The 25066-nt window shown below is 70.5% G+C and carries 21 protein-coding genes and 3 pseudogenes; 18 read left to right on the top strand and 6 right to left on the bottom strand.

Annotated elements, in window-relative coordinates:
• Positions 1-47: 47 nt before the first annotated feature.
• The 4 genes from LIU39_RS05840 to LIU39_RS05825 all read left to right on the top strand — a co-directional run bounded on the left by LIU39_RS05840 (position 48) and on the right by LIU39_RS05825 (position 4955).
• Positions 48-998 carry a thioesterase domain-containing protein gene (locus tag LIU39_RS05840; protein WP_227045344.1) on the top strand — a complete coding sequence of 317 codons (951 nt, stop codon included), beginning with the start codon at positions 48-50 and terminating at the stop codon, positions 996-998.
• Positions 995-2221, top strand: a complete 1227-nt coding sequence (locus LIU39_RS05835) for a cytochrome P450 (protein WP_227045342.1) — start codon at positions 995-997, stop codon at positions 2219-2221. The genes LIU39_RS05840 and LIU39_RS05835 overlap by 4 nt, the downstream gene beginning before the upstream one ends.
• Positions 2218-4164 carry an oxidoreductase gene (locus tag LIU39_RS05830; protein ID WP_227045340.1) on the top strand — a complete coding sequence of 649 codons (1947 nt, stop codon included), beginning with the start codon at positions 2218-2220 and terminating at the stop codon, positions 4162-4164. Before LIU39_RS05835 ends, LIU39_RS05830 begins: the two co-directional genes overlap by 4 nt.
• A 560-nt stretch (positions 4165-4724) precedes the next feature.
• Positions 4725-4955, top strand: a complete 231-nt coding sequence (locus LIU39_RS05825) for an LAETG motif-containing sortase-dependent surface protein (protein ID WP_227045338.1) — start codon at positions 4725-4727, stop codon at positions 4953-4955.
• A 204-nt stretch (positions 4956-5159) separates the two neighbouring features.
• Here LIU39_RS05825 and LIU39_RS05820 read toward each other — a convergent pair whose 3' ends face one another.
• Together LIU39_RS05820 and LIU39_RS05815 are read right to left on the bottom strand one after the other, a co-directional pair.
• Complete coding sequence (locus LIU39_RS05820; protein WP_227045335.1) at positions 5160-5474, bottom strand: hypothetical protein; 315 nt, start codon at positions 5472-5474, stop codon at positions 5160-5162.
• The gene (locus LIU39_RS05815) at positions 5464-5730 is read right to left on the bottom strand and encodes a hypothetical protein (RefSeq protein WP_227045333.1); all 267 of its coding nucleotides are present in this window, start codon (positions 5728-5730) and stop codon (positions 5464-5466) included. Before LIU39_RS05815 ends, LIU39_RS05820 begins: the two co-directional genes overlap by 11 nt.
• Positions 5731-5894: 164 nt before the next feature.
• Between LIU39_RS05815 and LIU39_RS05810 the strand changes: the two are divergent.
• The 6 genes and pseudogenes from LIU39_RS05810 to LIU39_RS05785 form a co-directional block, all read left to right on the top strand.
• A pseudogene (locus tag LIU39_RS05810) lies at positions 5895-6150 on the top strand (glutamate ligase domain-containing protein); the annotation flags it as partial.
• A 598-nt stretch (positions 6151-6748) separates the two neighbouring features.
• Positions 6749-8155 (top strand): glycosyltransferase, encoded by a 1407-nt coding sequence (locus LIU39_RS05805; RefSeq protein WP_227045330.1) that lies wholly within the window; start codon positions 6749-6751, stop codon positions 8153-8155.
• Positions 8156-8193: 38 nt separating this feature from the next.
• Positions 8194-8940, top strand: a complete 747-nt coding sequence (locus LIU39_RS05800) for a PIG-L deacetylase family protein (RefSeq protein ID WP_227045328.1) — start codon at positions 8194-8196, stop codon at positions 8938-8940.
• Positions 8922-10241 (top strand): MFS transporter, encoded by a 1320-nt coding sequence (locus LIU39_RS05795; protein ID WP_227045327.1) that lies wholly within the window; start codon positions 8922-8924, stop codon positions 10239-10241. The genes LIU39_RS05800 and LIU39_RS05795 overlap by 19 nt, the downstream gene beginning before the upstream one ends.
• Before the next feature lie 115 nt (positions 10242-10356).
• Positions 10357-10494, top strand: coding sequence for a hypothetical protein (locus LIU39_RS05790; RefSeq protein ID WP_227045478.1), 138 nt, complete (start codon positions 10357-10359; stop codon positions 10492-10494).
• A gap of 5 nt (positions 10495-10499) precedes the next feature.
• Positions 10500-10691: a hypothetical protein gene (locus LIU39_RS05785; protein WP_227045326.1), complete on the top strand. Its 192-nt coding sequence runs from the start codon at positions 10500-10502 to the stop codon at positions 10689-10691.
• Here LIU39_RS05785 and LIU39_RS05780 read toward each other — a convergent pair.
• Positions 10686-11666, bottom strand: coding sequence for an AraC family transcriptional regulator (locus tag LIU39_RS05780; RefSeq protein ID WP_227045325.1), 981 nt, complete (start codon positions 11664-11666; stop codon positions 10686-10688). The two genes, LIU39_RS05785 and LIU39_RS05780, sit on opposite strands and share 6 nt — an antisense overlap.
• A gap of 524 nt (positions 11667-12190) precedes the next feature.
• Here LIU39_RS05780 and LIU39_RS05775 point away from each other — a divergent pair.
• The 6 genes and pseudogenes from LIU39_RS05775 (at position 12191) to LIU39_RS05750 (ending at position 17826) form a co-directional block, all read left to right on the top strand.
• Complete coding sequence (locus LIU39_RS05775) at positions 12191-13411, top strand: styrene monooxygenase/indole monooxygenase family protein (protein WP_227045323.1); 1221 nt, start codon at positions 12191-12193, stop codon at positions 13409-13411.
• Positions 13412-13491: 80 nt separating this feature from the next.
• Positions 13492-14706, top strand: a pseudogene (locus LIU39_RS35500) (styrene monooxygenase/indole monooxygenase family protein); the annotation flags it as partial.
• Between the two features lie 42 nt (positions 14707-14748).
• Positions 14749-15216 carry a flavin reductase family protein gene (locus LIU39_RS35495; protein ID WP_227045471.1) on the top strand — a complete coding sequence of 156 codons (468 nt, stop codon included), beginning with the start codon at positions 14749-14751 and terminating at the stop codon, positions 15214-15216.
• Positions 15213-15974: an LLM class flavin-dependent oxidoreductase gene (locus LIU39_RS05760; protein ID WP_227045322.1), complete on the top strand. Its 762-nt coding sequence runs from the start codon at positions 15213-15215 to the stop codon at positions 15972-15974. Before LIU39_RS35495 ends, LIU39_RS05760 begins: the two co-directional genes overlap by 4 nt.
• Positions 15975-16098: 124 nt before the next feature.
• Entirely contained in the window at positions 16099-16905 is an 807-nt protein-coding gene (locus LIU39_RS05755) for an SDR family oxidoreductase (protein WP_227045319.1), read from the top strand.
• 27 nt (positions 16906-16932) lie between these two features.
• Complete coding sequence (locus tag LIU39_RS05750; RefSeq protein ID WP_372463813.1) at positions 16933-17826, top strand: helix-turn-helix transcriptional regulator; 894 nt, start codon at positions 16933-16935, stop codon at positions 17824-17826.
• Positions 17827-18201: 375 nt separating this feature from the next.
• On the opposite strand, the gene LIU39_RS05745 is transcribed toward LIU39_RS05750, so the two are convergent.
• A complete protein-coding gene (locus tag LIU39_RS05745) occupies positions 18202-18594 on the bottom strand; it encodes a hypothetical protein (protein ID WP_227045317.1) in 393 nt (130 codons plus the stop codon).
• 281 nt (positions 18595-18875) lie between these two features.
• On the opposite strand from LIU39_RS05745, the gene LIU39_RS05740 reads away from it, so the two are divergent.
• Positions 18876-19604, top strand: a complete 729-nt coding sequence (locus LIU39_RS05740; protein WP_227045314.1) for a dienelactone hydrolase family protein — start codon at positions 18876-18878, stop codon at positions 19602-19604.
• Between the two features lie 532 nt (positions 19605-20136).
• Here LIU39_RS05740 and LIU39_RS05735 read toward each other — a convergent pair.
• Positions 20137-21192: an agmatine deiminase family protein gene (locus LIU39_RS05735; RefSeq protein WP_227045311.1), complete on the bottom strand. Its 1056-nt coding sequence runs from the start codon at positions 21190-21192 to the stop codon at positions 20137-20139.
• 70 nt (positions 21193-21262) lie between these two features.
• On the opposite strand from LIU39_RS05735, the pseudogene LIU39_RS35745 reads away from it, so the two are divergent.
• Positions 21263-21607: pseudogene (locus tag LIU39_RS35745) on the top strand (ISAzo13 family transposase); the annotation flags it as partial.
• 493 nt (positions 21608-22100) lie between these two features.
• On the opposite strand, the gene LIU39_RS05725 reads toward LIU39_RS35745, so the two are convergent.
• Entirely contained in the window at positions 22101-24902 is a 2802-nt protein-coding gene (locus LIU39_RS05725) for a SpoIIE family protein phosphatase (protein WP_227045308.1), read from the bottom strand.
• Positions 24903-25066 lie beyond the last annotated feature (164 nt).

Raw genomic sequence — 25066 nt, 5'->3', positions numbered from 1 at the left:
AAGAAGACCCCACAACTCCCCTTCGGAACGCACCCCCAGGAGTTCCCATGACCGATCTCGCCAACAGGGTCAGCGGCCTGTCCGACACCAAGCGGCTCGCGCTGCTGCGGCTGCTCGCCGAGAAGAACGCCGAGACCCGCCTGCTGGAGCTGACCGGCTCCCACCTCAAGGTGCTGCGCGAAGGCAGCCCCCGGCTGTTCTTCTTCCCCGCGACGGAGGGCAGCGTCGGCTACATGAGCGGCTACCTGCCGCACGTCCCCGCACCCTGGGGCGTGTACGCCTGCCAGTCGCCCGGCCTGGACGGCGACCAGGCGCCGACCACCACGGTCGAGGAGATCGCCGCGCGCGGCATCGAGGAGATCCGGCGCCTCCAGCCGCACGGCCCCTACCACCTCGCCGGCAACTGCATGGGCGGCCTGCCCGCCTTCGAGGCCGCCCGGCAGCTGGAGGCCGCGGGCGAGCAGGTGCCGCTCGTCCTGCACCTGATGCCGACGTTCGCGCGGGCCTGGCAGGAACTCCCCGAGGCGGATTCGCTGCAGACCCGCGCGCTGCACGACTACGGATTCATCATCGAGCGGCTGCTGGGCCACCCCGTCGAGCTGCCGCTGGAGCGGATAGCCGCGGCGCCCGATGAGCAGCGCACCGACATCCTGGTGGACTTCCTCGCCGCCCAGCCCGGCCTGGGGAGTGTGGACCCGCAGGTGCTGCGCCACCGGATCGCGGTGTACCAGGCCAACCTCGGCGCGATGTTCGCCTACCGCCCGGCCGGCGGTCTCCAAGGACGGCTGCACGTCCTGGCCGTCGGCGAGGGCACGCGCCGCGAGAACGTGGTCGACCCGGACTCGCCGTACGCGAAGGCCCTGGGCGCCATGGACCAGGACCGCGTCGAGATCGAGAAGATCGACGCCGAGGCGAGCACCCTCTTCGACTGCGCGGAGCCGCACATGTCACGCGTCGGCGTCGCCCTGCGCGCCGCGGTCGAGCGGGTGAGCCGATGAGCTGCCCCGTGCGCGCGGGCTACGACCCGCTCGCCCCCGCCTTCCTGACCGACCCGTATCCGCAGCTCGCCGAGATCCGCGCGGAAACCCCGGTGTTCCACCACCCCGAGCTGAACCTGTGGGTGGTCACCCGGCACACCGACATCGAGCGGATCATGAAGGACCACCGGACGTTCTCCGGCGCGAACACCCAGGAGCCGGTCTTTCCGCTGAACGAGGAGGCGCGCGCCCTCCTCGCCGACGGCTTCGGCACCAGCCCCACCATGTCGAACGGCCCCGAGCCCAAGCACAGCCGCGTCAGGTCCCACTGCCTGAAGGTCTTCTCGGCGCGGCGCCTGGAGGTCCTGGCGCCGACGGTCCGGGCCCGCGCGGACGAACTGATCACGCAGATGCTGCGCCGCCCGCGCTTCGACGCGGTGACCGAGCTGACCTACCCGCTGCCCGCATCGGTGGTCTTCGCGCTGATCGGCTTCCCGGCCGAGGACACCGTGATGCTCAAGGAACTCGCCGCCGAGCGGATGGTGTTCACCTGGGGCCGCGCCACAGCCGAGCAGCAGACGGACGTCGCCGCGTTCATGGTGCGGTACTGGAAGTACTGCGTCGACTTCGTCCACCAGCGGCTGGCCGAACCCCGCGACGACTTCACCAGCGACCTCATCCGCGTCCACCTGGACGACCCGGAGGCGCTCACCGTCGACGAGATCACCAACGTGATCCACGCGATCAGCTTCGCCGGCCACGAGACGACCACCAACGTGGCGACCAGCGCGCTGCTGCGGCTGCTCCGCGACCGCCCCCAGTGGGAGGCGCTGTGCGCCGACCCGTCGCTGGTGCCAGGAGCCGTCGAGGAGGCACTGCGGTACGACCCCAGCCTGTTCACCTGGCGCCGGCAGACGACGCGGCCGGTCGACATCGGCGGCGTCGAGGTACCGGCCGGGGCGAAGCTGCTGCTGCTGATCGGTTCGGCCAACCACGATCCGCAGGCGTTCGACGACCCCGAGGCGTTCGACATCCGCCGCGAAGCGGCCCGCCACCACCTCACCTTCGGCCGCGGCATCCACTACTGCTTCGGGGCACCACTGGCCAGGATGGAGATCGGGGTGATGCTGGAGCTGCTGGGAAAGCGGGCGCCGAGCCTGCGGCTGGCCGACGCGGACGTCGACTACCCGCAGAACATCTGCTTCCGCGGCCCCACGGAGCTGTGGCTGGAGTGGGACGCATGAGCGGCGCACCGGCCGAGCGCTACGAGCGGCTGTTCACCCCGATGGCGCTGGGCCGCCGTGAGGTGAAGAACCGCATCGCCTTCCCGGCGATGATCACCGGCCTCGGCGCAGGAAACCGCCCGACGGAGCGCACCGTCGCCGCGTACGCCCGCACGGCGGCCGGTGGCGCGGGGATGGTGGTGTCGGAGGCACTGGCGGTCCATCCGACGTCCGAGCCCAAGCCGTTCGCGCTGGTCACCTACGATCCGGCCGGGTGGGACGGCTTCGCGCGGATCGCGGAGGCGGTCGAGCGCGAGGACTGCCGGATGATCGGGCAGCTGTACCACCTGGGCCGCAGCCAGCTGTGGACCACGGGCGACGCCCGGCCGATGGGCCCCTCCGCGCTCCCCGACTTCTACAGCGGCACCATGCCGCGGGTCATGTCGCACGGTGACATCGCCATGCTCACCGAGGCGTTCGCGCACTCCGCCGCGATGCTCGCCGCGCGTGGCTTCTCCGGCGTCGAACTGCACGCCGCCCACGGCCATCTGCTGTCGCTCTTCCTCTCGCCGTGGTCGAACCACCGGGAGGACGCGTACGGCGGCGACGTGACGGGACGCACCCGCTTCCTGCGCGAGGTCATCGAGGCCATCCGGGCGGCCACCGGTCCAGACTTCGTGGTCGGCCTGAAGATGCCCGGCGACGAGGGCGTACGCGGCGGGCTGCGGCCCGCGGACGCCGCCGCGCTGTTCACCCGCGTCCAGGAGGGCGCGCCGGTGGACTATGTCTGCTTCGCGCAGGGCACCATCGCCCCCAGCTTCGGCGACCACGTCCCCGACATGCACTACCCGCCCACCCCGTATCTCGACCTCCAGCGGGAGCTGCGGGCGGCGGCCGGCGGGGTGCCGGTGGTCGCCGTCGGCCGCGTCCGGTCCGCGGCGGAGGCCGAGACGACGCTCCGGTCCGGCGCCGCCGATCTCGTCGCGCTCGGCCGGGCCCTGGTCGCCGACCCGGACCTGCCGCGCAAGGCCAGGGCACGGCAGGAGGAGCAGATCCGGCCCGGCGTGTACTGCAACGCCTGCTGGGGCGAGGTGCACGCCGGGCGCCCGGCCGCCTGCCCGGTCAACCCGGGGTTCGGCCTGACCGCGCAGGAAGCGGCCCCGGCCGCGGCGGCGTCCGCGCGGCGGGTGACGGTGGTCGGCGGCGGCGTCGCGGGCCTCGAAGCCGCCCGCGCGGCCGCGGACCGTGGCCACCGGGTGACGCTGCTGGCCGGTCCCCGGCTCGGCGGCCGGACCCGCGCGGAGTCCCGGCTCCCCGGCAGGGGCGACCTCGGCCGGCTGGTCGTCTCCCAGGAAGAGGCGGCGCGACGGGCCGGAGTCGAGGTCGTCCTGGGCGCACAGGCCCGGGAGGCGGACGTCCTCGCGACCGCCCCGGACGCGGTCGTCCTGGCCACCGGGGCGAGGATGAGGCCGCCCGCCGCCCTGGTCGGTACCGGGATCAACGACTACCTCGCAACGCCGGCCGGGCCCGCATCGGGCACCGCCGTCATCCTGGGCGAGGACGACGGCGCCGCCGTCTGCGCGCTGGCCGAACTGCGCGCCTCCCGCCACCCGCGTACCGTCCTGCTCACCCCCCGCCTGGCGCCGGCCGAGACGGTCCCGTACACCAGCCGGCTCGGGGTCCACCGGCGGCTGTCCGCCGCCCGCGTCGAGGTGGTCACCGGCGCCGCCGCGAGGGGCCTGGACGGCACGACGCTGCACTACGAGAACCTCTTCACCGGGGATCCTGCCACCGTCGACGGCGTCGGCCAGGTCGTCTGGGCCACCGCCCGGATCCCCGTCGACGACCTGTATGGACCGCTGCGCCGCCGCGGCCTGGCCGTCCACCGCGTCGGCGACGCCCACGCACCGGCCACCCTGCTCACCGCACTGACCCAGGCCCGCACGGTCGCCGAAGAGCTGTAGGGGAAGGACACCGAAGGCCGCCCCGGGACGTCCGGTACCGGGGCGGCCTTCGGCATGCGTGCTCGCGCCCCGGGACGCGAAGGTGGTCGAACTCCCGCCGGGCGCTGGCCGTCGGGGGCGAACACGAATGCCGTGATGCGCACAGCGCCGGAGTTCTCGTACGTGGCGTGTACGGAGCAGCAGTCACCACCCAGGGCACCCAGGATGCCGCGCTCGATGCGCAACATCCCTGCCGCTGGGGGTCGTTGGCGGTTCGAGGAGCCGGGCCGCAGGGACATCGCCGAAGCGGTGTTCGGCGACCGCTCGCTTGGCGGCTTCGTCCTGTCGCAGCAGCCGTGTACAGGAGGAACGGAGGCGGCGCCCGCCCGTACATCGAGCGTGTCGCCTCGCCAGGACCTATCGGGGCCGCCCCTGGCAGGGGCGGCTGGTAGGGGAATTTCGCACCCCCATACGCTTTACGCGATATTTACTACTTCTTTTCTGGGAAAGTGAGGGTACGCGTGAAGCTGTCCCGTATTTCATCCGTCGTTGCCGCTGCCGCAATCGCGCCTGCCGTCCTGTTGCAGAAGCAGGACGTCGTCAAGGACGTCAAGGGCGCCATGAAGTCCAACGGCACCACCGGCGCCAAGCCCGCCGTAGCCACCCCCAGCGCCAGCTCCCCGGGCGCCCAACTGGCCGCGACCGGCGCCGGCTCGGCCACCCCCTGGGCCATCGGCGGCACCGCCGTCACCCTCACCGCAGGCGCCGGCCTGATCCTGGCCTCCCGCCGCCGCGCCTCCCACAAGGACTGACACCGAACGTCGGCACCCATGCATGAAGAGGCCGGGGCAGCCGCCCGCGCACGGACAGCCGTCCCGGCCACCCCTCGCCCGGCCGCCTTCAGGGAAACGACTGTTGGCTCTCCTTGGAGGACAGGCCGGCACAGCACTCGGTCCCGGCCCGTTCGGACACGCAGCGTCCGAACGCAGGTGGCTGCGGTGGCTCTGACGAGCTCGTCAGGTCTGGAGGCCGCCGACCGGCACGTCGTGGCCAAGAAAAAGATCCACGACGACATCCGTCACGGCCGGCTCCTGCCCGAACCCGTCGTGCACAGTCTCCTCAACCACCTTGCGAACGCCGACGGTTGGGACAAGGGCAACGCATATATGGACGACCCCGTCGACGAACGGGCCTTCACTGCCGCCGGCCGACCCCTCAACGACGACCGGCGCGGGCATTCCCAGAACGTGTTGTCGGATCGCGGCCGTGCGGCCGGCGATGGTGGGAATGCCGATGTCGTCGATGAGTGCGGCCAGGACGTCAGGGTGCATCGGTTGCCCTGCGCGGCGGCAGTCTCGCGAGCGGCGACGGGACGGGGGCCGGCGGTTTGCCGAGACGGAGAAAGGACTCCTCTTCGCTGTGGCCGATGTCGTCGAGGGTGGGGTGCACGACTCGGCTGAGTGGTGGGGCGTGGAGCAGAACGGTCACGCCCGCGACCCGGGTGCGAAGCGGCAGGTCCAGTTCGGTGAGAAGGCCCGACCAGCCCGTCGGCGAGGGGGCGGTGAACGGGAGGCGGGTGGTCCGCATGGTCTGGGCGAGTTCGCCGTCGTCCCACAGCCACCGCGTCCGGTCGTCTTGCGTGTCGGGATGGTGCAGGACGTTCAGCGTGGCCTGACAGGTTCCGGGCAGAGCGGCGGCGAGGTCTTCGGCGATGCCGCCGAGGAAGGCACGAGCGGTGCCGCTGACCGGAGCACTCCGATCTGTGCGTCCTGACCTCGGACCACCCGCGCAACGAGGCCCCGGGGCCGTCCTGGACCAGATCACTCCCGGCCTCGCCGTGACGGGCACACCCATCGAGCGGCTCGCCGGCCGTCGCGAAGCAATCGCCTTCGCCCTGTCGGCAGCGGACCCCAGGACGCCGTCCTCATCGCAGGCAAGGGAAGCGAACCGCACCAGACCGTCCGCGAGGAACTGATTCCGTTCGGCGAGACGACCACCGTGCGTGAACCCGCCCCGCAACAGACAGCAAGGTTCCCGGCGCTCCGCCTGCCGCATCAGTCCCGTTCGTCGGCACGCGGGAAGCAGTTCCTACACCCGTTCCCTCGCAATGGGGGCGCCTCGAACACGACAGTCCGTACGACGAAGAAGCTACGGGCGCGTATCCGGCGGGAAACCGGCACGCAAAGAGAATCTAATTCGAGGCCACCCCCCGGTCAATTCTGTGTGCAGAGGTGCTTCGTCGATGTTAGGCGCTTTCCCCCTTTCCGGAAAAGAGCCGGTGAGGGTGGTGCTGCGGGGTTCCGCGCTTCAGCCCCCGAAGTGCAACCACGCGCACCCCTTTGCCTCCACGAACGTGTCGCACCGGTGGCCGGAACCGGTGGCACCGCCACGGGCCCGTGCAAGGATCAATCCGGTTCGCGATTTTTCCCATATTCGGGAGGTGTACGGAGTGACACGACTGCGGCATGGAAACAGGCTCTTGCACAAACTCTCCGCACAAGCGGCGTCGGCCTCGCAGGAAAGGGCAATTCGAGAACGCGGGAGGAATTCCCGGCCGTCGCGCCCGTCCCACGGTTCCACTGCGGCGGCAGCACACGAGGTGCCGTTGCCGGTCGCGCCGCTGTCCTGGATCGAGCCCCTCGTGGGGGCGGAGCGAGTGGTCCAGGTGCAGTCGGTGTTACGGGCGGCGAGCGACCGGCTCGACGGACGCACCGTGTGGCACGTCAGCGACAACCCGGTGCGGGGCGGCGTCGCCGAACTCCTGCGGAGCAACCTTCCCTACCTGGCGGGCGGAGGCATCCTCACCCGCTGGACCACTCTCGACGCGCCCCCCGAATTCCGGCAGTTCACCAAGGCGCTGTACTACCAACTGTGCGGCGTGACATCGCCCGCACCGGGCACCGGGCCCGACGCGGATCCCGAGCGTGGCCGCCGGCTCTACGAGCGGGTGTGCAAGGAGTACGCGGCCAGGCTCGCCGCATCGGTGGGCCGGCATTCCGTCGTCGTCCTCCACGACCACCAGACGGCAGGTCTCGTCCCCCATCTGCGCGAGGCCGGCTGCACCGTTGTGTGGCGGGCGCACATCGGCGCGGCACTGCGTCCCGAACTGGCCGCCCCCGCCTGGGACTTCCTCACCCGCTATCTCACTTCCGCCCACCGGCACATCGCCTCGTACCCCGGAGTCCTGCCCGCCGGGCTCGCCGGGGCGGGCAGCCACATCGTCCCTCCGTCGATCGACCCGCTGTCACCCAAGAACCTTTCCCTGCAACCCGGCATCGACCCGTCCCGACTGCTGGCAGCCGCCGGGCTCATCCAGGACTCGACAGCGTCGGTGCCCGGCAGCCACGCCTTCAACGGCCTCCTCCTGCGGCACCCCGTACTGATCGTCAGGGACGGCGGCCCGGTGCCCGCGCGGGCGCCGTTGGTGACCCAGGTGAGCCGGTGGGACCGGGTGAAGGACATCCCCGGGGTGATCCGGGGCTTCGCCGAACACGTCGACGCCGCCTTCGGCGCCCACCTGCTGCTGGTCGGGCCGAACACCACGGGCGACCGGCAGGCGCAGCAGGTCTTCGAGGAGTGCCGCGCGGCGAGGTCGGCACTGGGGAGCCGACGGGAGCGGGTGCACCTCGTACAGGTACCGACGGACAACCCCGCCGAGCACGCGCTCACCATCAACGCCATCCAGCGGCGTTCGACCGTGCTGGTCCAGAAGAGCCTGGCCGAGGGGTTCGGCCTGACCGTGTCCGAGGCTGCGTGGAAGGGCCGGCCCGTCGTCGCGGCGCCGGTGGGCGGCATCCGGCAGCAGATCGAGCACGGCACGACGGGGCTGCTCCTCTCCGGCCCCCGCGACCTGCCCGGGTTCGGCGCGGCGGTCAACCGCCTTCTTGCGAGCCCTCGTTACGCCGATGAGCTGGGCCGGGGCGGACGCGAGCGGGTGCTGCGGCACTTCCTCACCGACAGCAATGTGCTGGGCATCGCGAACGTGCTGTCCGACGCCGCGCAGATCCGATGACCGGAGCAGACCCGATGAACGAAGGAGAAGGAGCGACAGTGCGCGTACTGGCCATGGGGGCCCACCCCGACGACGTCGAGCTCTTCTGCGCGGGAACGCTGGCCCATTACGTCCGGCAGGGTGCGCACGTCACCGTCGCCGTCCTCACCAACGGGGAACTCGGCTCGCGCACCCTCTCCCCCGAGGAAACCGCGGTGGTACGAGAGAAGGAGGCGCTGCGGGCGGCCGGCGTGCTCGGCGCGGAACTGCTCTGGACGGGCGCTCCGGACGGGTTCCTCTTCGACACCCCCGAGGTGCGTCGGCAGGCCGTGGACGTGGTGCGCCGCAGCCGGCCGGACGTCATCTTCGCCCACCACCCGGGCGACTATCACCCCGACCATCGCATGGTCGCTCAACTCGCCTCCGCGGCACGCCTGTTGGCCCGCGAGACCTCGCTCGTCTCCTCGTATCCGGCCACCGACCGCGTGGCACCCCTGTTCTACATGGACACCCTGCTGGGGACGGGCGGGGGAAGTCCGGACGTGTGGGTGGACATCTCGGACACCATGGGGACCAAGGAGGCCATGCTGGCCGAACATCTCAGTCAGAACGACGCACGACGACGACGCAAAGGAGCCGATTTCGTGGACCTGACGAAGCAGCAGGCGGCGTTCCGGGGGCAGCAGGTGGGGGTCCGCCACGCGGAGGTCTTCACCTGCGCTCCCTCCCACCCGGCGACCTCGGCACTGGATCTGGTGCCGGAGGGGGCCGAGGTACGACTCCCCGTGTGCGCCAGTCCGCGGTGAGCGCGCGGCAGGCGAGGCGCGGACGCCCGTACCCCGGTGGGCGTGGGGGCCGCAGTGGCGCCGTCTCGCTCTACACGGTGTTCTTCCTCAACGGTCTCGTCCTGGCGAGTTGGGCGCCCCGCATCCCGCAGGTCAAAGAGCAGCTCCAACTCTCCGACGGGCAGCTCGGGCTGGCGCTGCTCGGCGTCGCACTGGGTTCCGTGCCCGCCATGCCCACGGCCGGGGCGCTGGTGAACCGCTTCGGCAGCCGGGCGGTGGCACGGACCTCGGTTCTCGTATACACCGCGGCCATCGCACTGCTGGGGCTGGCTCGCTCACTGCCCGAACTCCTGGCGAGCCTGGCCGTGCTCGGCGCCGCGGTCGGCACGTTGGACGTGGCCATGAACGCGCACGCGGTGGACCTGGAGCGCAGCAGTGGCCGGACGCGGCTCTCCTCCTTCCATGGCCTGTTCAGCGCAGGTGCGTTGGCCGGTGCGCTTCTCGGCACGCTCGCCGCGGCGGGAGGTGTGACACCGCGCGCCCAGTTCGCCGTCACTGCCGTGGTCGCCGTGCTGTCGGCCGGGGTGGCGGCGGCGGCGCTGCGCCCCTCCACGCACCAGCACGAGCACAAGCAGCCGGACGACCACCGGCACCCGGTCTCGTCCGCTTCCGATGCCGGCCGGGACATGTCCGCCACCACCGCTCTCGCGGCCTCCCTCTTCTCCCGGTTCACGCCCCGGCTGCTACAGCTCAGCGCCCTGGGTCTGTGCGTGCTGCTCATCGAGGGGGTGGTGACCGACTGGGCCAGCGTGTACCTGACCGATTCGCTGCACGCGGAGCCCGGCCCGGCGGGCGCGGGGTACGTGGCGTTCGCCCTGGCCATGACGGCGGGACGGCTCGGCGGCGACCGGGCGGCCCACCGGTTCGGGCCCGTCCGGGTCGTCCGGGGCGGTGCCCTGCTGACCGCGACGGGTTCCGTGGTCACGCTCGCGACGGGACAACCGGTGGTGGCGGTGGTCTTCTTCACGCTGATCGGCCTCGGGATCGCGGCGTCCCTCCCCCTGGTCGTCAGCGCGGCCGGCCGCCTCCACACCGGCTCGCCCGGTACCGCTGTGGCCACGGTCTCCACGACCGGCTACTTCGCCTTCCTGGCAGGCCCGCCCCTCATCGGTTTCCTCGCCTCGCACAGCAGCGTCCGCGCCGCGCTGCTGGTGTTGCCCGTACTCGCCGTGGTGACGGCGCTGCTGGCCCACCTGCTGAAGGTCGAGGGACGTTCCGTGACGACGCACCGCCCCGCACCGCGAGCCGCTTCCCAGCGGTGATCCGGCCCCGCCGTCGGCCGCGCACGCCCCCGGCCGACGGCTGTCTCCCCGTGCATCACGAAAACGCGCGCTGGTGGGAGCCGAGGCCCGGTTCCTGGGACATGGCGGTGTTCGGGTGGTCGCGCGAGCGGCCCAGGTCAGCGAGACCACGGTCCGCAAGGGTGTGGACGAGCTGGAAGCGGGTGAGGGGCTGCTGGGGCGGCGTGCCGTCCGGGCGGCGTTGACGCCTGCGCTCTCCGCGACCCGGAGCTGACCGGCATGACCGTGCCGCAACTGGAGGCCCCGGTCGACGCGTTGATCCCGGCACCGGCGCAACGACGCGAGCGAACCCGCCACGAACACCGGGGCGGCGAGCGCCGACGCACGCGAGGCGCGGGTGCCAAGGACAAGCTCTCCGACGCAGACCGGATCCTGGCCACCGCGCTCCTAGGACCGCATGTCCCCTCATGACCGCAAAGTCTCCGAGGGGGACTCCCCGAACTGTTGGCGGTACGCGAGTGAGAAGCGGCCTGGGTGCAAGAAGCCCCAGCGGGATGCGATGGCGGTGACAGTCGTGGCACCCGGGTCGGAGGCCAGGAGTTCCTTGCGTACGCGGTCCAGGCGGACCTCGCGCAGGTACGCGAGCGGTGTCGTGTCGAGGTGCCGGCGGAAGCCTTCCTGGAGGGCCCGTACGCCGACGCCGACGCATTCCGCGATCTCCGCGACCGTGAGCGGCTCGGCGGCGTGCCCCTCGATGACCTCCATGGCGCGGCGGACCGCGGGCGGCGCGACGCGCGGCTGCTCGCCGAGCAGCGCCGGCGTGTAGGTGTTGGGCTGGGCCATCAACAGCTGGGTCATGAGGAGTGATTCAAGCTGTCTTGTCACGACGGGCCGGCTTGTCATGCCACCAGGCCCCTCCGCCTCCCGGCGCATGAGGTCGACGATGTTGAGCCAGGAACGGGATCCCGGGGTGGTGAGGTTCATGCCGAGCGAGAAGAAGATCGGGCGGCGCACGGTGCGGCCGAGCAGGCTGCCCAGGTGCGATTCCAGGGACGATCGGTCGAACCACACGATCAGCTGCGGATTGCCGCCACCCCAGAGCATGTCCAGCTTTCCGGCCGGAGAGGGGACGGAAGCGAGTTCGGGGGAGGAAATGATCTCCTCCCGGCCGCAGGTGATTTCGGCGTGGCCCGCGAGCGGGATCTGGACAAGGAAGAAGCTCTCCAAGTCGCCCGGAGTGATCCGGACTTCCGTTCCGTAGTCGAGGTAATACAGCCCTGTCCGATCGAAGGGTGTGCCGTGCAGCCGGGCGTCGAGCGTCGCCGAGCGCTGAGTGATGCGCAGCTCATGCGGACAGAAAGCTCGGCCGACCTCGGCCCGCGCCTCCCACATGTCCGCTGTGTGGAACCGCTGGTGGTTTGCGAGGGGTGGCTCTTCAGCGGGCATGTGAACCTCCACCGCCGAGATGCGCGATCGGGACAGCGACCCGCGTGATCCGGATAGCGCAGATGATCTTGCCATATCAAGGTTGGTCCCTGACCGCCGCGGACCCGAGAAGAATCCAGGGAATCAACGATGCAGGGAGTGCCGGGCCGTACTGCGCTCGTCACGGGCCAAGTCACGCCCAGCGGACAGCCCGTCGCATGCGCGCTGCGCGTGCCACGCGCGACCGTCGCGGCGAGGCCCGCCGGGGCCGTACCCCCGCACGTCGCGACGCTCTTGCCTCTGCTGCCCCGGCTCGCCGAGTCGGCCAGGCCCCTCCAGCCGGCCGGGTGACCCGGACCCCGTCCCCCGGTCCTACGGGTGACCCGGCCTCCCGCGGCTGCCCGCCGCCCCCTCCGGCGGGCAGCCGCATTCGACACCACCGCCCCCACTCATGACGCCGCCACGTCACCGAAATGCCGTACCAACGCACGGCACTGCACGGCACCACCTAAAACCGCACAACCCGGCCCTCGGAGGTCCCCCTCATGCGCAAGATCACCATCGTCGGAGCCGGCCAGGCCGGCCTCCAGCTCGGTATCGGCCTGATCGCCCACGGTTACGACGTCACCCTCGTGTCCAACCGCACCGGAGACCAGATCCGCGACGGCCGGGTCATGTCCAGCCAGGCCATGTTCGGCACCGCGCTGGCCCACGAGCGCAGCCTCGGCCTCGACTTCTGGGGCGATGCCTGCCCGCCGATTGCCGGGCTCGGTGTGAACATCGCCGACGGCCGGGGCGGCCGGGCGCTCTCCTTCGACGCCCGCCTCGATGCCACCGCCCGCTCCGTCGACCAGCGCGTCAAAATGCCGCTCTGGATGGGTGAGTTCGCGCGCCGCGGCGGCCATCTGGAACTCTGCGAGGCCGGCATCGCGGACCTGGAGCGCTACGCCGCCGAGTCCGACCTGGTGATCGTCGCGGCCGGCAAGGGCGAGATCGCCGGGCTGTTCGAGCGGGACGCCAGGCGTTCCCCGTACGACGCTCCGCAGCGCGCGCTGGCCCTGGCGTACGTCACCGGCATGGCGCCGCTGCCCGACCGCCCCGGCGTCAGCTTCAACGTCATCCCTGGTGTGGGCGAGTACTTCACCATGCCCAGCCTCACCACCAGCGGCCCCTGCGACATCATGTTCTTCGAGGGCATCCCGGGTGGCCCGCTCGACTGCTTCGACGGGGCGGCCCCCGACCAGCAGCTGGCGAAGTTCCAGGAGCTGCTGCGGTTGTACGTCCCGTGGGAGGCCGAGCGCTGCACCGATGTCGCACTCACCGACCGGAGTGGCACCCTCGCGGGCCGCTTCGCGCCGACCGTCCGCAAACCCGTCGCCACGCTGCCCTCCGGCGCGCAGGTGCTCGGCCTCGCCGACGTCGTCGTCCTCAACGACCCGGTCACCGGCCAGGGGTCCAACAACGCCTCGAAATGCGCGGCCTCCTACCTCGCCACCATCCTGGACCACGGCGAGCGCCCGTACGACGCCGCGTTCATGGGGCTGGCCTTCGGGCGCTTCTGGGACAACGCGCAGTCCGCCACGGCCTGGACCAACGCGATGCTCGGCGCCCCGCCGCAGCACGTCCTGGAGCTCTTCGGCGCGGCAAGCGCCAACTCCCGTGTCGCCGCCCGCTTCGTCAACGGATTCGACGACCCACGCGACTTCTTCCACTGGTTCATGGACCCCGTCGCCGCGAAGAACTACCTGGCCGAGGTCAGTTCCTGAGCACGCTTCAGGAGAGGGATCCTCACGACTGACGACACGTCGTCAGAGATGAATACGTTACGAGAGCAGGACGGCAGGACATGAGAAGGATCGCGGTGATCGGCGCCGGGCAGGCGGGTGCCCAACTCGCCCTGGGACTCCAGACGCACGGCTATGACGTCACCCTGGTCACCGACCGCGGCCCCGACGAGATACGTCGCGGCCCGGTCATGTCCAGCCAGTGCATGTTCGACACCTCTCTGCAGAGCGAGCGCGAACTCGGCCTGCACCACTGGGAGGACCGGGCCCCTGACATCTCCGGCATCGCGTTCTCTCTCATCGGTCCGCACGGCACTCCGGACGTCTCCTGGCGCGCGCCGCTGGAGGGCCACGCCCACTCCGTCGACCAGCGGGTCAAGTGTGCCGCCTGGATAGAGCAGTTCGCGGACTGCGGCCGCGGCGAGGTCGTGCTGCACGAGGCGGGTGTCGACGACCTCGAATGATACGCCCGTACGCACGATCTCGTCGTGGTCTCGACAGGCAAGGGCGAGCTGAGCCGGCTCTTCCCGCGCAACTCCGAACTCTCCCCGTACGACCGGCCGCGCCGTGCGCTGGCTCTGACGTACGTCACGGGAACGGCACCACAGGAGGAGGAAGCCGCCGTCCACTACCGCCTGGTCCCCGGCGTCGGCGAATATTTCTCCTTCCCCGCCCTCACCACCACCGGACCCTGCGACATCATGGTCTTCGAGGGCGTCCCCGGCGGCCCGATGGACTGCTGGGACGACATCCGCACACCCGAAGGCCACCTCACCCGCTCCCGGGAGATCCTCCACCGGTTCTTCCCCGACGCATACGAGCGCTACCGGCACGCCCACCTCACCGACAGCGGCGGCGTGCTGCGCGGCAGGCTCACTCCGACCGTCCGGCACCCCGTCGCCCGCCTGGCCTCCGGTCGGCACGTTCTCGGCATGGCCGACGCCGTCGTCCTCAACGACCCGATCACCGGCCAGGGTTCGAACACCGCGGCCCAGTCCGCGACCCACTACCTCGACAGCATCCTCCGCCACGGCACCGCCGAATTCACCCCGCAATGGATGCAGCGCACCTTCGACACCTTCTGGCGCGGCTGGGCTCAATGGGCCGTCGGCTGGACCAACTCCCTTTTGACCGACCTGAGCCCCCACCACCGCGAGCTCCTGACAGCGGCGGCCGAAATCCCCTCGGTCGCAGGCGCCCTCGCCGCCGGATTCGACGACCCGCGCACCCTCTACCGCTGGTGGTTCGAGGAGGCCGAGGCACACCGCTTCCTCGCCGAGAAGCGCACTCAGCACGCCGCCCGCTTCGATGGCCGCGAACTGCGCCGCGCGCTGGGCCAGTACGCCACCGGCGTGACCGTGGTGACGGCCCGCGCCCCCGACGGCCGCAACGTCGGCATGACCGCGAACTCCTTCACCTCCGTCTCCTTGGACCCACCCCTCGTCCTGTGGTGCCCCGGCAAGAACAGCCCGAGCCTCCCGGACTTCACCGCCGCCTCGCACTTCGCCGTCCACGTACTGGCCGCCGACCAGCACCACCTCTCCCGCCGGTTCGCCACCCCGGCCGACGACAAATTCCGCAGCACCCCCATCACCCGCGGCATCGCCGGCACCCCCCTGCTGGACGGCGCGGTCGCCCGGTTCCAATGCCGCACCGTCCAACGCCTCGACGCCGGCGACCACATCATCTTCCTCGGCGAGGTCGAAGAGTACGAGGCCGACGGCGGCACTCCTCTGGTGTTCCACTCGGGGTACTACCACGTGGCGACGGAGCATCCGGATCTGTGAACGGACATGCGGATCCGCTCCGTTCGTCTGCACGACGGAGGGAGATTTTCCGAGGTCGCCCTCGGAACAACCGCACCGGGGGAACGTCGAAGCCGCCCGCGCCGGCCAGCGACTTCGGCCGCTTCATCTTCCGTACCGGCTCCCGGCGCGAGGCCGCGCAGGACGCGCGCCGCATCGTCCCGCGACAGCACCCTGCCCGACCTGTGCGGCGAGCGCGTTCCGCGCAGCGGGACAACGTTCTCGAACTGCGCACCGTCCTTGAGGAGTACGCCTCAGGGGCCGCCGCCCTGCGTCGCGGCGAGGACCAACTGCACCAGCTGAGAGAGCTGTTGGCCCCGACATGGCCCGGTGCCCTGCTGGCCAAGGAAATCGCGGGCATCGACGGGATCGCCGGCGGCCGTCTCACGCTCGGTATCGGCGTCGGGTCGCGCGAGGACGAGTTCACCGTTCCCGGACACGCACTGCACGGTCGTGGCACGCGGTTGGAATCCGACCTGGCGACGTACCGCAAAGTCTGGGGCGGAGAGCCGGCCGGCACCGGACCGAACCCGGCTGTGCCGTCGGGAACCCGGGCGGCGGCGGACGGCGGTCTCGCCCTGTACATCGGCCTACGCGCAATCGGGTCGGCAAGCGGCTTGCTCGACCCGCAGTCGGCTCCGATCACTGAGGTGAGTCAGCGCACCAGGCAAGGGGGGCTCTCACAGTACCTGTATCACCAGGGTCTCCCAGACGTCCAAAACGCCTGTCAACCTGGTTGAGTCGAAAGCGCCGACAACACTCCATGGGTACGCACTGCAGCTTTACCCCCATCAGTTCAATTCAGCTGCCCCGAATTCGCGACCGTGTCGGCGCATTCTTCCACGACAGAAGGGACGGAGACCAATGGCGGACAACCAATTCACCACTCACACAGAACTTTTCGATCTGAGTGGGAAGTACGCTCTTGTCACTGGCGGCACCAAGGGCATTGGGATGATGATAGCGCGCGGCCTTCTCCAGGCGGGCGCCCGCGTCGTCATCAGCTCACGCAACGCAGACACATGCGCGGAGGCACAGCATCTGCTGTCCGAATTCGGCGACGTTCAAGCAATCCCCGCCGACCTGTCCAGGCACGACGAGTGTCAGCGCCTCGCTGATCTCGTCACGGTCGACTCGGAACGCCTGGACATCCTTGTCAACAACGCGGGAGCGATGTGGCGCGAGCCGCTGGCGACGTTCCCGGACGAGGCCTGGGACGCAGTGATCGACCTCAACCTCAAGTCGCCGTTCTGGCTGGTGCAGGCGCTGCTCCCCGCACTTCGCAGGGCGGGCACCGCCGATGATCCCGCGCGGATCATCAACATCGGCAGTATCGCCGCCATCCACGTCGCCCAGTCGCCCAACTACTCGTACGCCAGCAGCAAAGCGGCACTCCATCAACTCACCAGAGTGCTTGCCAGAGAGCTGGGCCCACAGCACGTCACGGTGAACGCGGTAGCACCGGGAGTGTTCCCGTCGCAGATGATGGCGTCCACGCTCGATGCCATCGGCGACACGATCGCGGCGGCGGCCCCTCTGCGCCGGCTCGGCCGCGACGACGACATGGCGGGTATCGCCGTGTTTCTCGCTAGCCGGGCTGGGTCCTACCTCACGGGCACCATCATCCCGGTAGACGGCGGCATCGCGACGACCGCATCGGGTACCCCTTAAACTGCGGGACGGGCTTACGGTGAGGGGATGGCCACGATGGATCTACGCACCGAGATCCGGGAGTTTCTCAGCTCGCGTCGCGCCCGCATCGCACCCGAGCAGGCGGGCCTGCCCGCTTACGGCGGCAACCGTCGGGTCAAAGGTCTGCGCCGCGAGGAGGTAGCGTTACTGGCGGGGGTATCGGTCGACTACTACGTGCGCATGGAGCGCGGCAGCCTCGCCGGTGCCTCCGACGGCGTGCTCGACGCGTTGGCCTCTGCCTTGCAACTCGACGAGGCCGAGCGCGACCACCTGTTCCACCTCGCGCGCCGATCCAGGGCGCCCAGCGGCCCACGCCGGCGTAGGCCTGCCGTGACGGTGCGCTCGACGCTGCAGCAGGTGCTCGACGCGATCTCCGATGCGCCGGCCTGGATCGGTAACAGCTGTTATGACGTGCTCGCCATGAATCAACTCGCTCGTGCGCTGTATTCACCCGTGCTGGCCGACCCTCGACGGCCCGCGAACACAGCGCGGTTCGTCTATCTAAACCCCGAGGCGGCCAGAGATTTCTTTGTCGACTACGACCGAATTGCCGGTGACGCGGCCGCGAAGCTACGCATGGAAGCCGGCCGCAATCCGCACGACGAGGAGCTGATCGCCCTGGTCGGCGAACTGTCAACGTGCAGTGAGCTATTTCGGCAGCGGTGGGCATCTCAGGACGTGCGGCTGCACCGGTCCGGCCGCAAGCGTGTGCGCCATCCGATCGTGGGCCAGCTCGACTTGGACGTCGAGTCCCTGGAACTGCCCGCCGAACCCGGCCTGCACCTCAACGTCTACACCGCACCCGCGGGCACACCGACCGCTGACAATTTAGCGCTCCTGGCGTCGTGGGCGGCCACCCAACAGACGCTGGCGACCGAGCTCGAAGCACACAACGGATAGTCCAACCCCTTCAGCCGTGCTAGTCAGCGGACCATGACGTGGGGCAACAATCTGCCGGAAAGTAAACACGGGGGTGAGACAAAAATCAGTGTGGACATGCGCGTGAACCGTTGACGATGGCGCCGTGGCGGCGCAATGACGCCCGACGCCGTGTCGGTGACGGGCTGATCCATCAAGTGATGCCGGTCCAATACAACCCGAATGCTATTGCGGAAACCGCTGCGCTGGATGGAATTGCCTCATCGATTAGCAGTAGGGGGATGCCTACGACAACGCGCTAGTGGCTCGTCACGCGGCCTTGGCCGGGTAATCGATCCAGGTTCGGATCGGTGAATCAGCTGAGCGGGCCGCTCGTCTGCTTGTCGATCTCCTCGGTCAGTTGCACGAGTCGCTGCTCAACTCGGTGCTCGAAGACAGTTCTCTGATGGACGACGGCCATTTCGTGGAGAAGGTCGACCAACTTCTCACGGTGATCACCTCCGTCCGTGTCATCGGCGAGGTAGAGCGAACAGACGAGGCCGAGAGCCGCTCGTTGGTGACGCCGACCAGTTCCGACGCCCTCGCCCCGGTGGAGATGAAGAACGCCAGCATGGCCCGGTCCCGGTTGGACCGCAGCGCGGCGAAAACCCGGTCGAAGAGCCGGTCGGGGGTATTGCGCGGCGTGCGGCGCGGACGACGCTGCCGCAGCGGTGCCCGACGGTGCGGCTTGAAGGTCGTCATCGGGTTGTGGTGCGCGTTCACCCGGCCGCCGTCGGCAGTCTTCGCCACGGCACCGGGTTGACCAGCGGGCCGTCCCCCACCGACAGGTGATGGTCGTAGAACTCCCGGAGCACCGTCTTTATCTAGTGCTGTCAAGTCTTGATGCAGTTCAGGCCCCTGTTGCTTGTTAAGGGAAGTCAGGCATGTTGCTGGGCGTCGACGCCCCCGCGGGAACGGGGTTGGTGACGGATCTTGTGAGCCATCGCCGCTTTTCAGAGGCACACCCGCGCTGTTCTGCCAGCGGTGAACACCGGCCCGACCGGGCTCGACGATCACTACAGTCCAGTCTCATGACGACGGTTACAACGCGCACGGTCGAGTACCCGGCCGACGGTCTGACGATGATCGGGCACCTCGCGCTCCCGGCCGGTGTCGGCCGCCGGCCCGCGGTGCTGCTCGGACCAGAGGGCATGGGGCTCAGCGACGTCGAGCGCCGCCGGGCCGATGCTCTCGCCGAGCTGGGATACGTAGCGCTGGCCTTCGACCTTCACGGCGGGCGCTATTTGGGTGACCCCGAGGAGATGCTGGCCCGTTGCATGCCGCTGCTCGCCGACCCCGACCGGATGCGGGGCATCGGCCATGCGGCGCTCGACGTGTTGCGCGCCGAACCGCGGACCGACCCCGACCGGATCGCCGCCGTCGGCTACGGCACCGGGGGCGCCATCGGGCTGGAACTCGGGCGCGATGGCGTCACCCTGCGCGCGATCGGGACAGTCAACGCACTGACCACGGGCCGACCGGGCGAGGCGGCGCGCATTCGCTGCCCGGTGTGGGCCGGGGTCGGGTCGGAAGACCCGATCATGCCGCCCACGCAACGGGACGCGTTCACCGCCGAGATGCAGGCCGCGGGCGTCGACTGGCGCCTCGCCGTCTACGGCGGCGCCTTGCACGCCTTCCACCACCCGTCGGTCGACCACACCGTGCGTCCCGGCGTCGGCTACCACCCACGGCACGCGCAGCGCGCCTGGCACGACGTCGTCGACCTGCTCGCCGAGTGCCTGCCCGTAACGGGGATGTAGGTGGCGTCGAACTCCTCCGCGCTCAGCGCTCCGCGTTCGAGGGCCTTCTCGCCACTCCTGCGCCTCACGCTGGCTGCGGCATTCACCCGCGGGCACTGGGGGGTGCGGCACCTGTAGGCGACGGTACGGGGGTTGTCGACGTCGCCGGTGAACAGCCACAGGGCCGTGTCCCACTCGTCCGGACGCCAGTCGGGGTCGATGCGCCCCGCGAGGTAGGTCCGCCACTCCTCCAACCTGGCGTCGCTCTGCGCCGGGGCCGGCGTGATGCGCTCGACCAGCGTCAGGGTGCTGGTCCAACCGCGCGTACCTGCGCTTGAAGCCGCTGCGGCCGCTGCCTGAGCGGGAGCCCTCCCGCCACCGCACCGGCCGGGCGGCCCGGCGGGCGGCCGCGGTGACCGGCTTCTTCGCGGCCTTGGCCGCGCGGTGGCCGCGCCATACGCCGCGAGCGTTATCCGGTGCGGTCGGCATATGAGTCCGTAAGGCAGGTTCGGGTCTCCTCGAAGTGCCGCTGCTTTCTCGGCGGGCTGAGCGGCTACCCGTTGTCCATGCGACGAGATTTGGGCTGCTGTTGGGTAGCGCAGTGGATACCGCCACCGCCTTCCGCGATGGTGCGGATCTCCAGTTGGACGACTTCCCGTCCAGGGTGGAGGTCGCCGATGACGACGGCAGCGTTGCGGTCGGCTCTGCGGTCTCCGAAGCGGGGGATGAGGACGGCGTCGTTGGCGGTGTAGTAATTGGCGTAGGAGCCGAGGAAATCGTCGCCGCGGCGGCCGAGTCTGATGGGGTCGGGCTCAGGAAGGTCGACGATCTCGATGCTGCGGTCGCGGGCGTCGGTCTCCCTTTCCATGACGCTGCGGGCCTGTTCGTAGGCACGGGTCCACATGTCCGGTCCGTCCCCGTCCCAAGGGCGGCTGAGCAGGACGACGGCGTCCTCCGCAAAGCGGGCCAGGGAGTCGACGTGGTAATCCGTGATGTCCTGCGCCTTGAGCCCCTTGAGCCAGATCACCTTCTCGGCACCGACCAAGTCCTTGAGAGCCCTTTCGACCTCGTCACGGCTCAGGCCCGGGTTGCGATTGGCATTGGCCAGGGAACTCTCGGTGACCACGAGGGTGCCGTGCCCGTCGACCTCCAGCGAGCCTCCCTCTGCCGTCAGGGGCGCATCGATACGAGGAACCTCGGCGTACTCCAGGACGGCACGGGCGACCCGCGCGTCGTGCTCGTGCTCCTGCTTGCCACCCCAGCCGTTGAAGTGCAGGTCGATGCCCTCAAGCCCCTTGGGCCCTTCGACGAACGTCGGGCCGCTGTCACGCATCCACAGATCGTCCACGGCCACGGGTATCACCTCGACCCCTGAACCGCAGGCCCGTCGGGCGGCCTTGACCTCTTCCCGAGCGGCCAGCATGACGACGGGCTCGAAATCGGCCAGAGCTCGGGCGATGCCCGCGACGTCGCCCTGGACGTCGGAGGTCAGGTCCTCCCACACCGAGTCCGGCGACGGCCAGGACATGAAGGTGCGGACGTGCTCCTGCGTCTCCGCCGGCATGAATCGCTCGGCCCGCTTCTGGCTGGACATCTGTGCCTTACCCATCCCGCTCGACTCACCGGCCGCCGGCCGGTACTGATGACCAGGCTGCCAGAACCGACCCGGCCGGCACGGCCACCACACATGGAGCTACACCCTCCGCCCCCAGCAGCCCATAGAGGCGACGCCGATCAACAGCACGCCGGACCAGGCGCCGGCGGACACCTCACATCGGCTCGTGCCACGTTCGCCGCAGGACCCGGAACTGACCGGCATGACCCGCCAACAGCTCAGCGCGCTCATCGACACGCCGGCTCCCGCGCTGGAGGTTCAACGTGAGCGAGTGCTCCGCACGCGTCGCGGCCACGAGCGCCTGCTGACCACCGGCACGGGCGCCAAGGCCGAACTCGCCCCAGCCGACCGGATCCTGGTCACCGTGCTCCCCCAATGCAAGCGCGCCGCCATGGACCTCATCGGCCAACCCATGTTGATTCTTTACGAGCCCCGAGTCGTCCGCGAGCGGCTGCCGCCGCCGAGCGTGACGGCCGCCCAACTGCGCGACCGCAGCCGGTGGGAGGGCCCCGAACTGTACGTCGTGGTCGACGACCACGACCTGGGGGGCAACGGACGCAACTCCCCCCTCGCACCGCTCGTCGACTACCTGCCGCAGGCCAGGGAACTGGGCTTCCACCTGATCGCCGCACGCCGGGTATCCGGATTCGGCCGCACCGCCATGACCGAACCCCTGCTGACCCGCGGCCGCGAACTGGGCGCAGCCGGCCTCGTCCTGTCCGGCGACCCCAAGGAAGGCGTGCTCATCAGCGGCGAACGCGCCGCGCCCCGCCCCCGGGCCGCGGCGTCCTGGTCCGCCGCCAGTCCCCCCGCACGGTCATCCAGATCGCCCTCACCGAGGACGACTCCGGCATCTGACACCGGCTCCGCCTGCCACGCACACGGCCGCGCTGGGCCACGCGTCAAAAGGCCGGATCGTCGTCCCACTGATCCAGCAGATCCTGTTCCGTAGGCTCCTTCGACAGCAGCGCACCGGCCTCCAGGGACTGTTCGGTCCAGACGACCTTGCCGCCGTCCGGGTACCGCGTGCCCCACCGCTCGGCGAAGCGGGAGACGAGGTAGAGGCCGCGACCGCCCTCGTCGGTCATCGCGGCTCTGCGCAGGTGCGGGGCGGTGGGGCTGCCGTCCGACACCTCGCAGATCAGGCTGCGTGCGCGCATCAGCCGGACGCGGACGGGTCCGGTCCCGTAGCGGATCGCGTTGGTCACCAGTTCGCTGAGGATCAGCTCGGTGGCGAAGGTGAGTTCTGCCAGGCCCCAGGCGCCGAGCCGGCCGGCCACTTCGGCGCGCACCGGGGCGACGGCCGCCGGGTCGCTGGGCACCGCCCATTCGGCGATGTGCTCGGAGTCGAGGCGGCGGGTGACGGCGACGAGCAGGGCGATGTCGTCGCCCGGGTGCGATGCCACCATCGAGTCGAGCACGAACCGGCAGGTGTCGTCGGGTGTGCCTCCGGGGTGCCCGGCCAGGACCTCGCGCAGCCGGTCGAAGCCGGTGTCGAGGTCCCGCTGCCGGTCGGCGATCAGCCCGTTGGTGAACAGGACGAGCCGGCTTCCCTCGGGCAGTTCCAGCGTGAGCGTGTCGAACGGTTCGCCGCCGAGTCCGAGCGGCGGCGAGACGGGTACCTCGGGGAAGGACACCGTGCCGTCGGGGCGTACCAGCGCGGGGCCCGGGTGTCCGTTGCTGGCCATCGTGCAGCGTCCGGACGCGGGGTCGTAGACGGCGTACAGGCAGGTCGCGCCGGAGACCTCGGCGGTGCCTGCGGTGCCGGTGTCGTCGATGCGGGTGACCAGTTCGTCGAGGTAGCCCAGGAGTTCGGCGGGCGGCAGGTCGAGTGCGGAGAAGTTGTGCACGGCGGTGCGCAGTCGGCCCATCGTTGCGGCGGCGTGCAGGCCGTGGCCGACGACGTCGCCGACGACGAGGGCGACCCGGGCGCCGGGCAGCGGAATGACGTCGAACCAGTCGCCGCCCACCCCGGCCGCCTCGGCCTGGGCCGGCAGGTAGCGGTAGGCGGCGTCCACCGCGTCCTGTTCCGGCAGCGCGCCGGGCAGCAGGCTGCGTTGCAGCGTGACGGCGGTGGCGTGCTCGCGGGTGTATCTGCGGGCGTTGTCGATGCTGACGGCGGCCCGGCCCACCAGTTCTTCGGCCAGCGCGAGATCGTCCTCGTCGAACGGTGCGGAGCCCGCCGTCCGCCAGAAGTCGGCCACTCCCAGCACCCGTCCCCTGGCCCGGACCGGGACGCTGATGAGCGACTGCAGGCCCAGCTCGCGGATCCGGTCCGCCTGCCCGAAGTCCTCCGGCCACGCGTCGGCGCCGGTCAGGTCGGGTACGAGCATCGCCTGTCCGCTGTGCAGGACCTGTGCCTGCGGCGACGGCATCGCGTAGGTGAGCAGTTCGTCGGTGGGGAAGAGCATCGCGCCGCGCGAACCGTCCGCCGCGGCCCCGTCGTCGCGGTCCTCGCCTCCCCCGTCGCCGCGCGGTGGCGGCCCGCTGACGGCGGTGCGGCGCAGCAGGCCGTCCGGTGCCGCCGGTTCTTCGCCCCGCACCACAGGGTCGGCCAGTTCGACGGTGACGAGGTCGGCGAACCGCGGCACGGCCACCTCGGCCATCTCCCGGGAGGTCCGGCGCACGTCCAGCGTCGTGCCGACGCGGGCGCCGGCGTCGTGCAGCAGCCGCAGCCGCTCCCGGGCGGCTTCGGCCCGCCCGGTGACCACGCGCAGTTCCGTGGTGTCCCGCAGCGTCGCCACGCCGGCCCGCGGCCCGTCGGGAGTGTCGGTGAGCCGCATGTTGAGCACCAGCAGCCGGTCGCCGGCCCGGCACACCGCGTCCGATACCACGTCCCGGGACGTCAGCACCTCGACGACCTGGGGTTCCAGGCCGAGTTCCGTCACCAGCCGGCCCTCGGCGTCCGGCCCCAGGTCCAGCAGTCGCCGCGCCTCGTCGTTGGTCAGCACCAGCCGGTGGTCGGCGTCCATGATCAGGACACCTTCGCGGACGGAGTGCAGCACCGCGTCGTGGTGTTCGTACATCCGCGTCATCTCGGCGGGGCCCAGGCCGTGCGTCTGGCGGCGCAGCCTGCGGCCCACCAGCACGGTGCCGGCGGCGGACAGTGCGAGCACGACGCCCGCGCCGCCCAGCACCACGGGGAGCTGCGCCGCCGTGGTGCTCTGTACCCGCTTGATCGTGATCCCGACGGAGACGAGACCGGCGACCGAGCCGTTGCCGCGGATGACCGGCGTGATCGAGGTGACCGTCACGCCGGTGCTCGCCCGCAGCGTCCTGGTGACGGTCCCGTGGAGGGCTTCCTTGTACCCGCCGACCACGCGCTCGCCGATGAGCTGCGGGTCGGGGTGGGTGTACCGGATCCCCTGTGGCGTGAGCACCACGACGAAGTCGACGTCGGCTTCCCTGCGCACCCGTTCCGCGCGCGGCTGGAGGACCGCGGTGGGGTGGGGCCCGTCCAGCGCCTGCACCATCCCGGGTGCCTGCGCGAACGTCGTGGCCACCGACCGCGACCGCTGCTGCGCCTCCCGGGAGATGTCGCTGTGGGACTGGAGCACCAGTGCCAGGGCGGCGACGGTGACGAGCACGACCACCAGGACGAGCTGCACCAGCATCAGCCGGCCCGCCAGGCTGCGCACGCTCAACGGGAAGCGGAAGGGTCGCTGCGCACCTGGGCCTGTGGCCCGGTGCCCGTTCTTGCGCATTCGGTATCCGTCACCTGCCGGAATCCGCCGCTCGCACCCGCCGGGCGGGGCCCGCCCGGCCATGGGGAGGATCAGTTGGAAGCCAGATCAAGGCAAATGTACCGATGTATGGCACGGCGTGACGTCCGCGGTGCGCATCGTCCGTCTCCGCGGTCCTGACGCGC

Origin of the sequence: Streptomyces pinistramenti, from assembly GCF_020564935.1 — a bacterium.
Classification (GTDB): Bacteria; Actinomycetota; Actinomycetes; order Streptomycetales; family Streptomycetaceae; genus Streptomyces; species Streptomyces pinistramenti.
This window is presented reverse-complemented; position numbering and strand designations above follow the sequence as displayed.

What these genes read in the sequence shown, in the direction of transcription:
- LIU39_RS05840 (WP_227045344.1), top strand. Translation starts at nt 48, where the DNA reads ATGACCGATCTCGCCAACAGGGTCAGCGGCCTGTCCGACACCAAGCGG.
- LIU39_RS05835 (WP_227045342.1), top strand. Translation starts at nt 995, where the DNA reads ATGAGCTGCCCCGTGCGCGCGGGCTACGACCCGCTCGCCCCCGCCTTC.
- LIU39_RS05830 (WP_227045340.1), top strand. Translation starts at nt 2,218, where the DNA reads ATGAGCGGCGCACCGGCCGAGCGCTACGAGCGGCTGTTCACCCCGATG.
- LIU39_RS05820 (WP_227045335.1), bottom strand. Translation starts at nt 5,474, where the DNA reads ATGCACCCTGACGTCCTGGCCGCACTCATCGACGACATCGGCATTCCC.
- LIU39_RS05815 (WP_227045333.1), bottom strand. Translation starts at nt 5,730, where the DNA reads ATGCGGACCACCCGCCTCCCGTTCACCGCCCCCTCGCCGACGGGCTGG.
- LIU39_RS05785 (WP_227045326.1), top strand. Translation starts at nt 10,500, where the DNA reads ATGACCGTGCCGCAACTGGAGGCCCCGGTCGACGCGTTGATCCCGGCA.
- LIU39_RS05780 (WP_227045325.1), bottom strand. Translation starts at nt 11,666, where the DNA reads ATGCCCGCTGAAGAGCCACCCCTCGCAAACCACCAGCGGTTCCACACA.
- LIU39_RS05775 (WP_227045323.1), top strand. Translation starts at nt 12,191, where the DNA reads ATGCGCAAGATCACCATCGTCGGAGCCGGCCAGGCCGGCCTCCAGCTC.
- LIU39_RS05755 (WP_227045319.1), top strand. Translation starts at nt 16,099, where the DNA reads ATGGCGGACAACCAATTCACCACTCACACAGAACTTTTCGATCTGAGT.
- LIU39_RS05750 (WP_372463813.1), top strand. Translation starts at nt 16,933, where the DNA reads ATGGCCACGATGGATCTACGCACCGAGATCCGGGAGTTTCTCAGCTCG.
- LIU39_RS05740 (WP_227045314.1), top strand. Translation starts at nt 18,876, where the DNA reads ATGACGACGGTTACAACGCGCACGGTCGAGTACCCGGCCGACGGTCTG.
- LIU39_RS05735 (WP_227045311.1), bottom strand. Translation starts at nt 21,192, where the DNA reads ATGGGTAAGGCACAGATGTCCAGCCAGAAGCGGGCCGAGCGATTCATG.
- LIU39_RS05725 (WP_227045308.1), bottom strand. Translation starts at nt 24,902, where the DNA reads ATGCGCAAGAACGGGCACCGGGCCACAGGCCCAGGTGCGCAGCGACCC.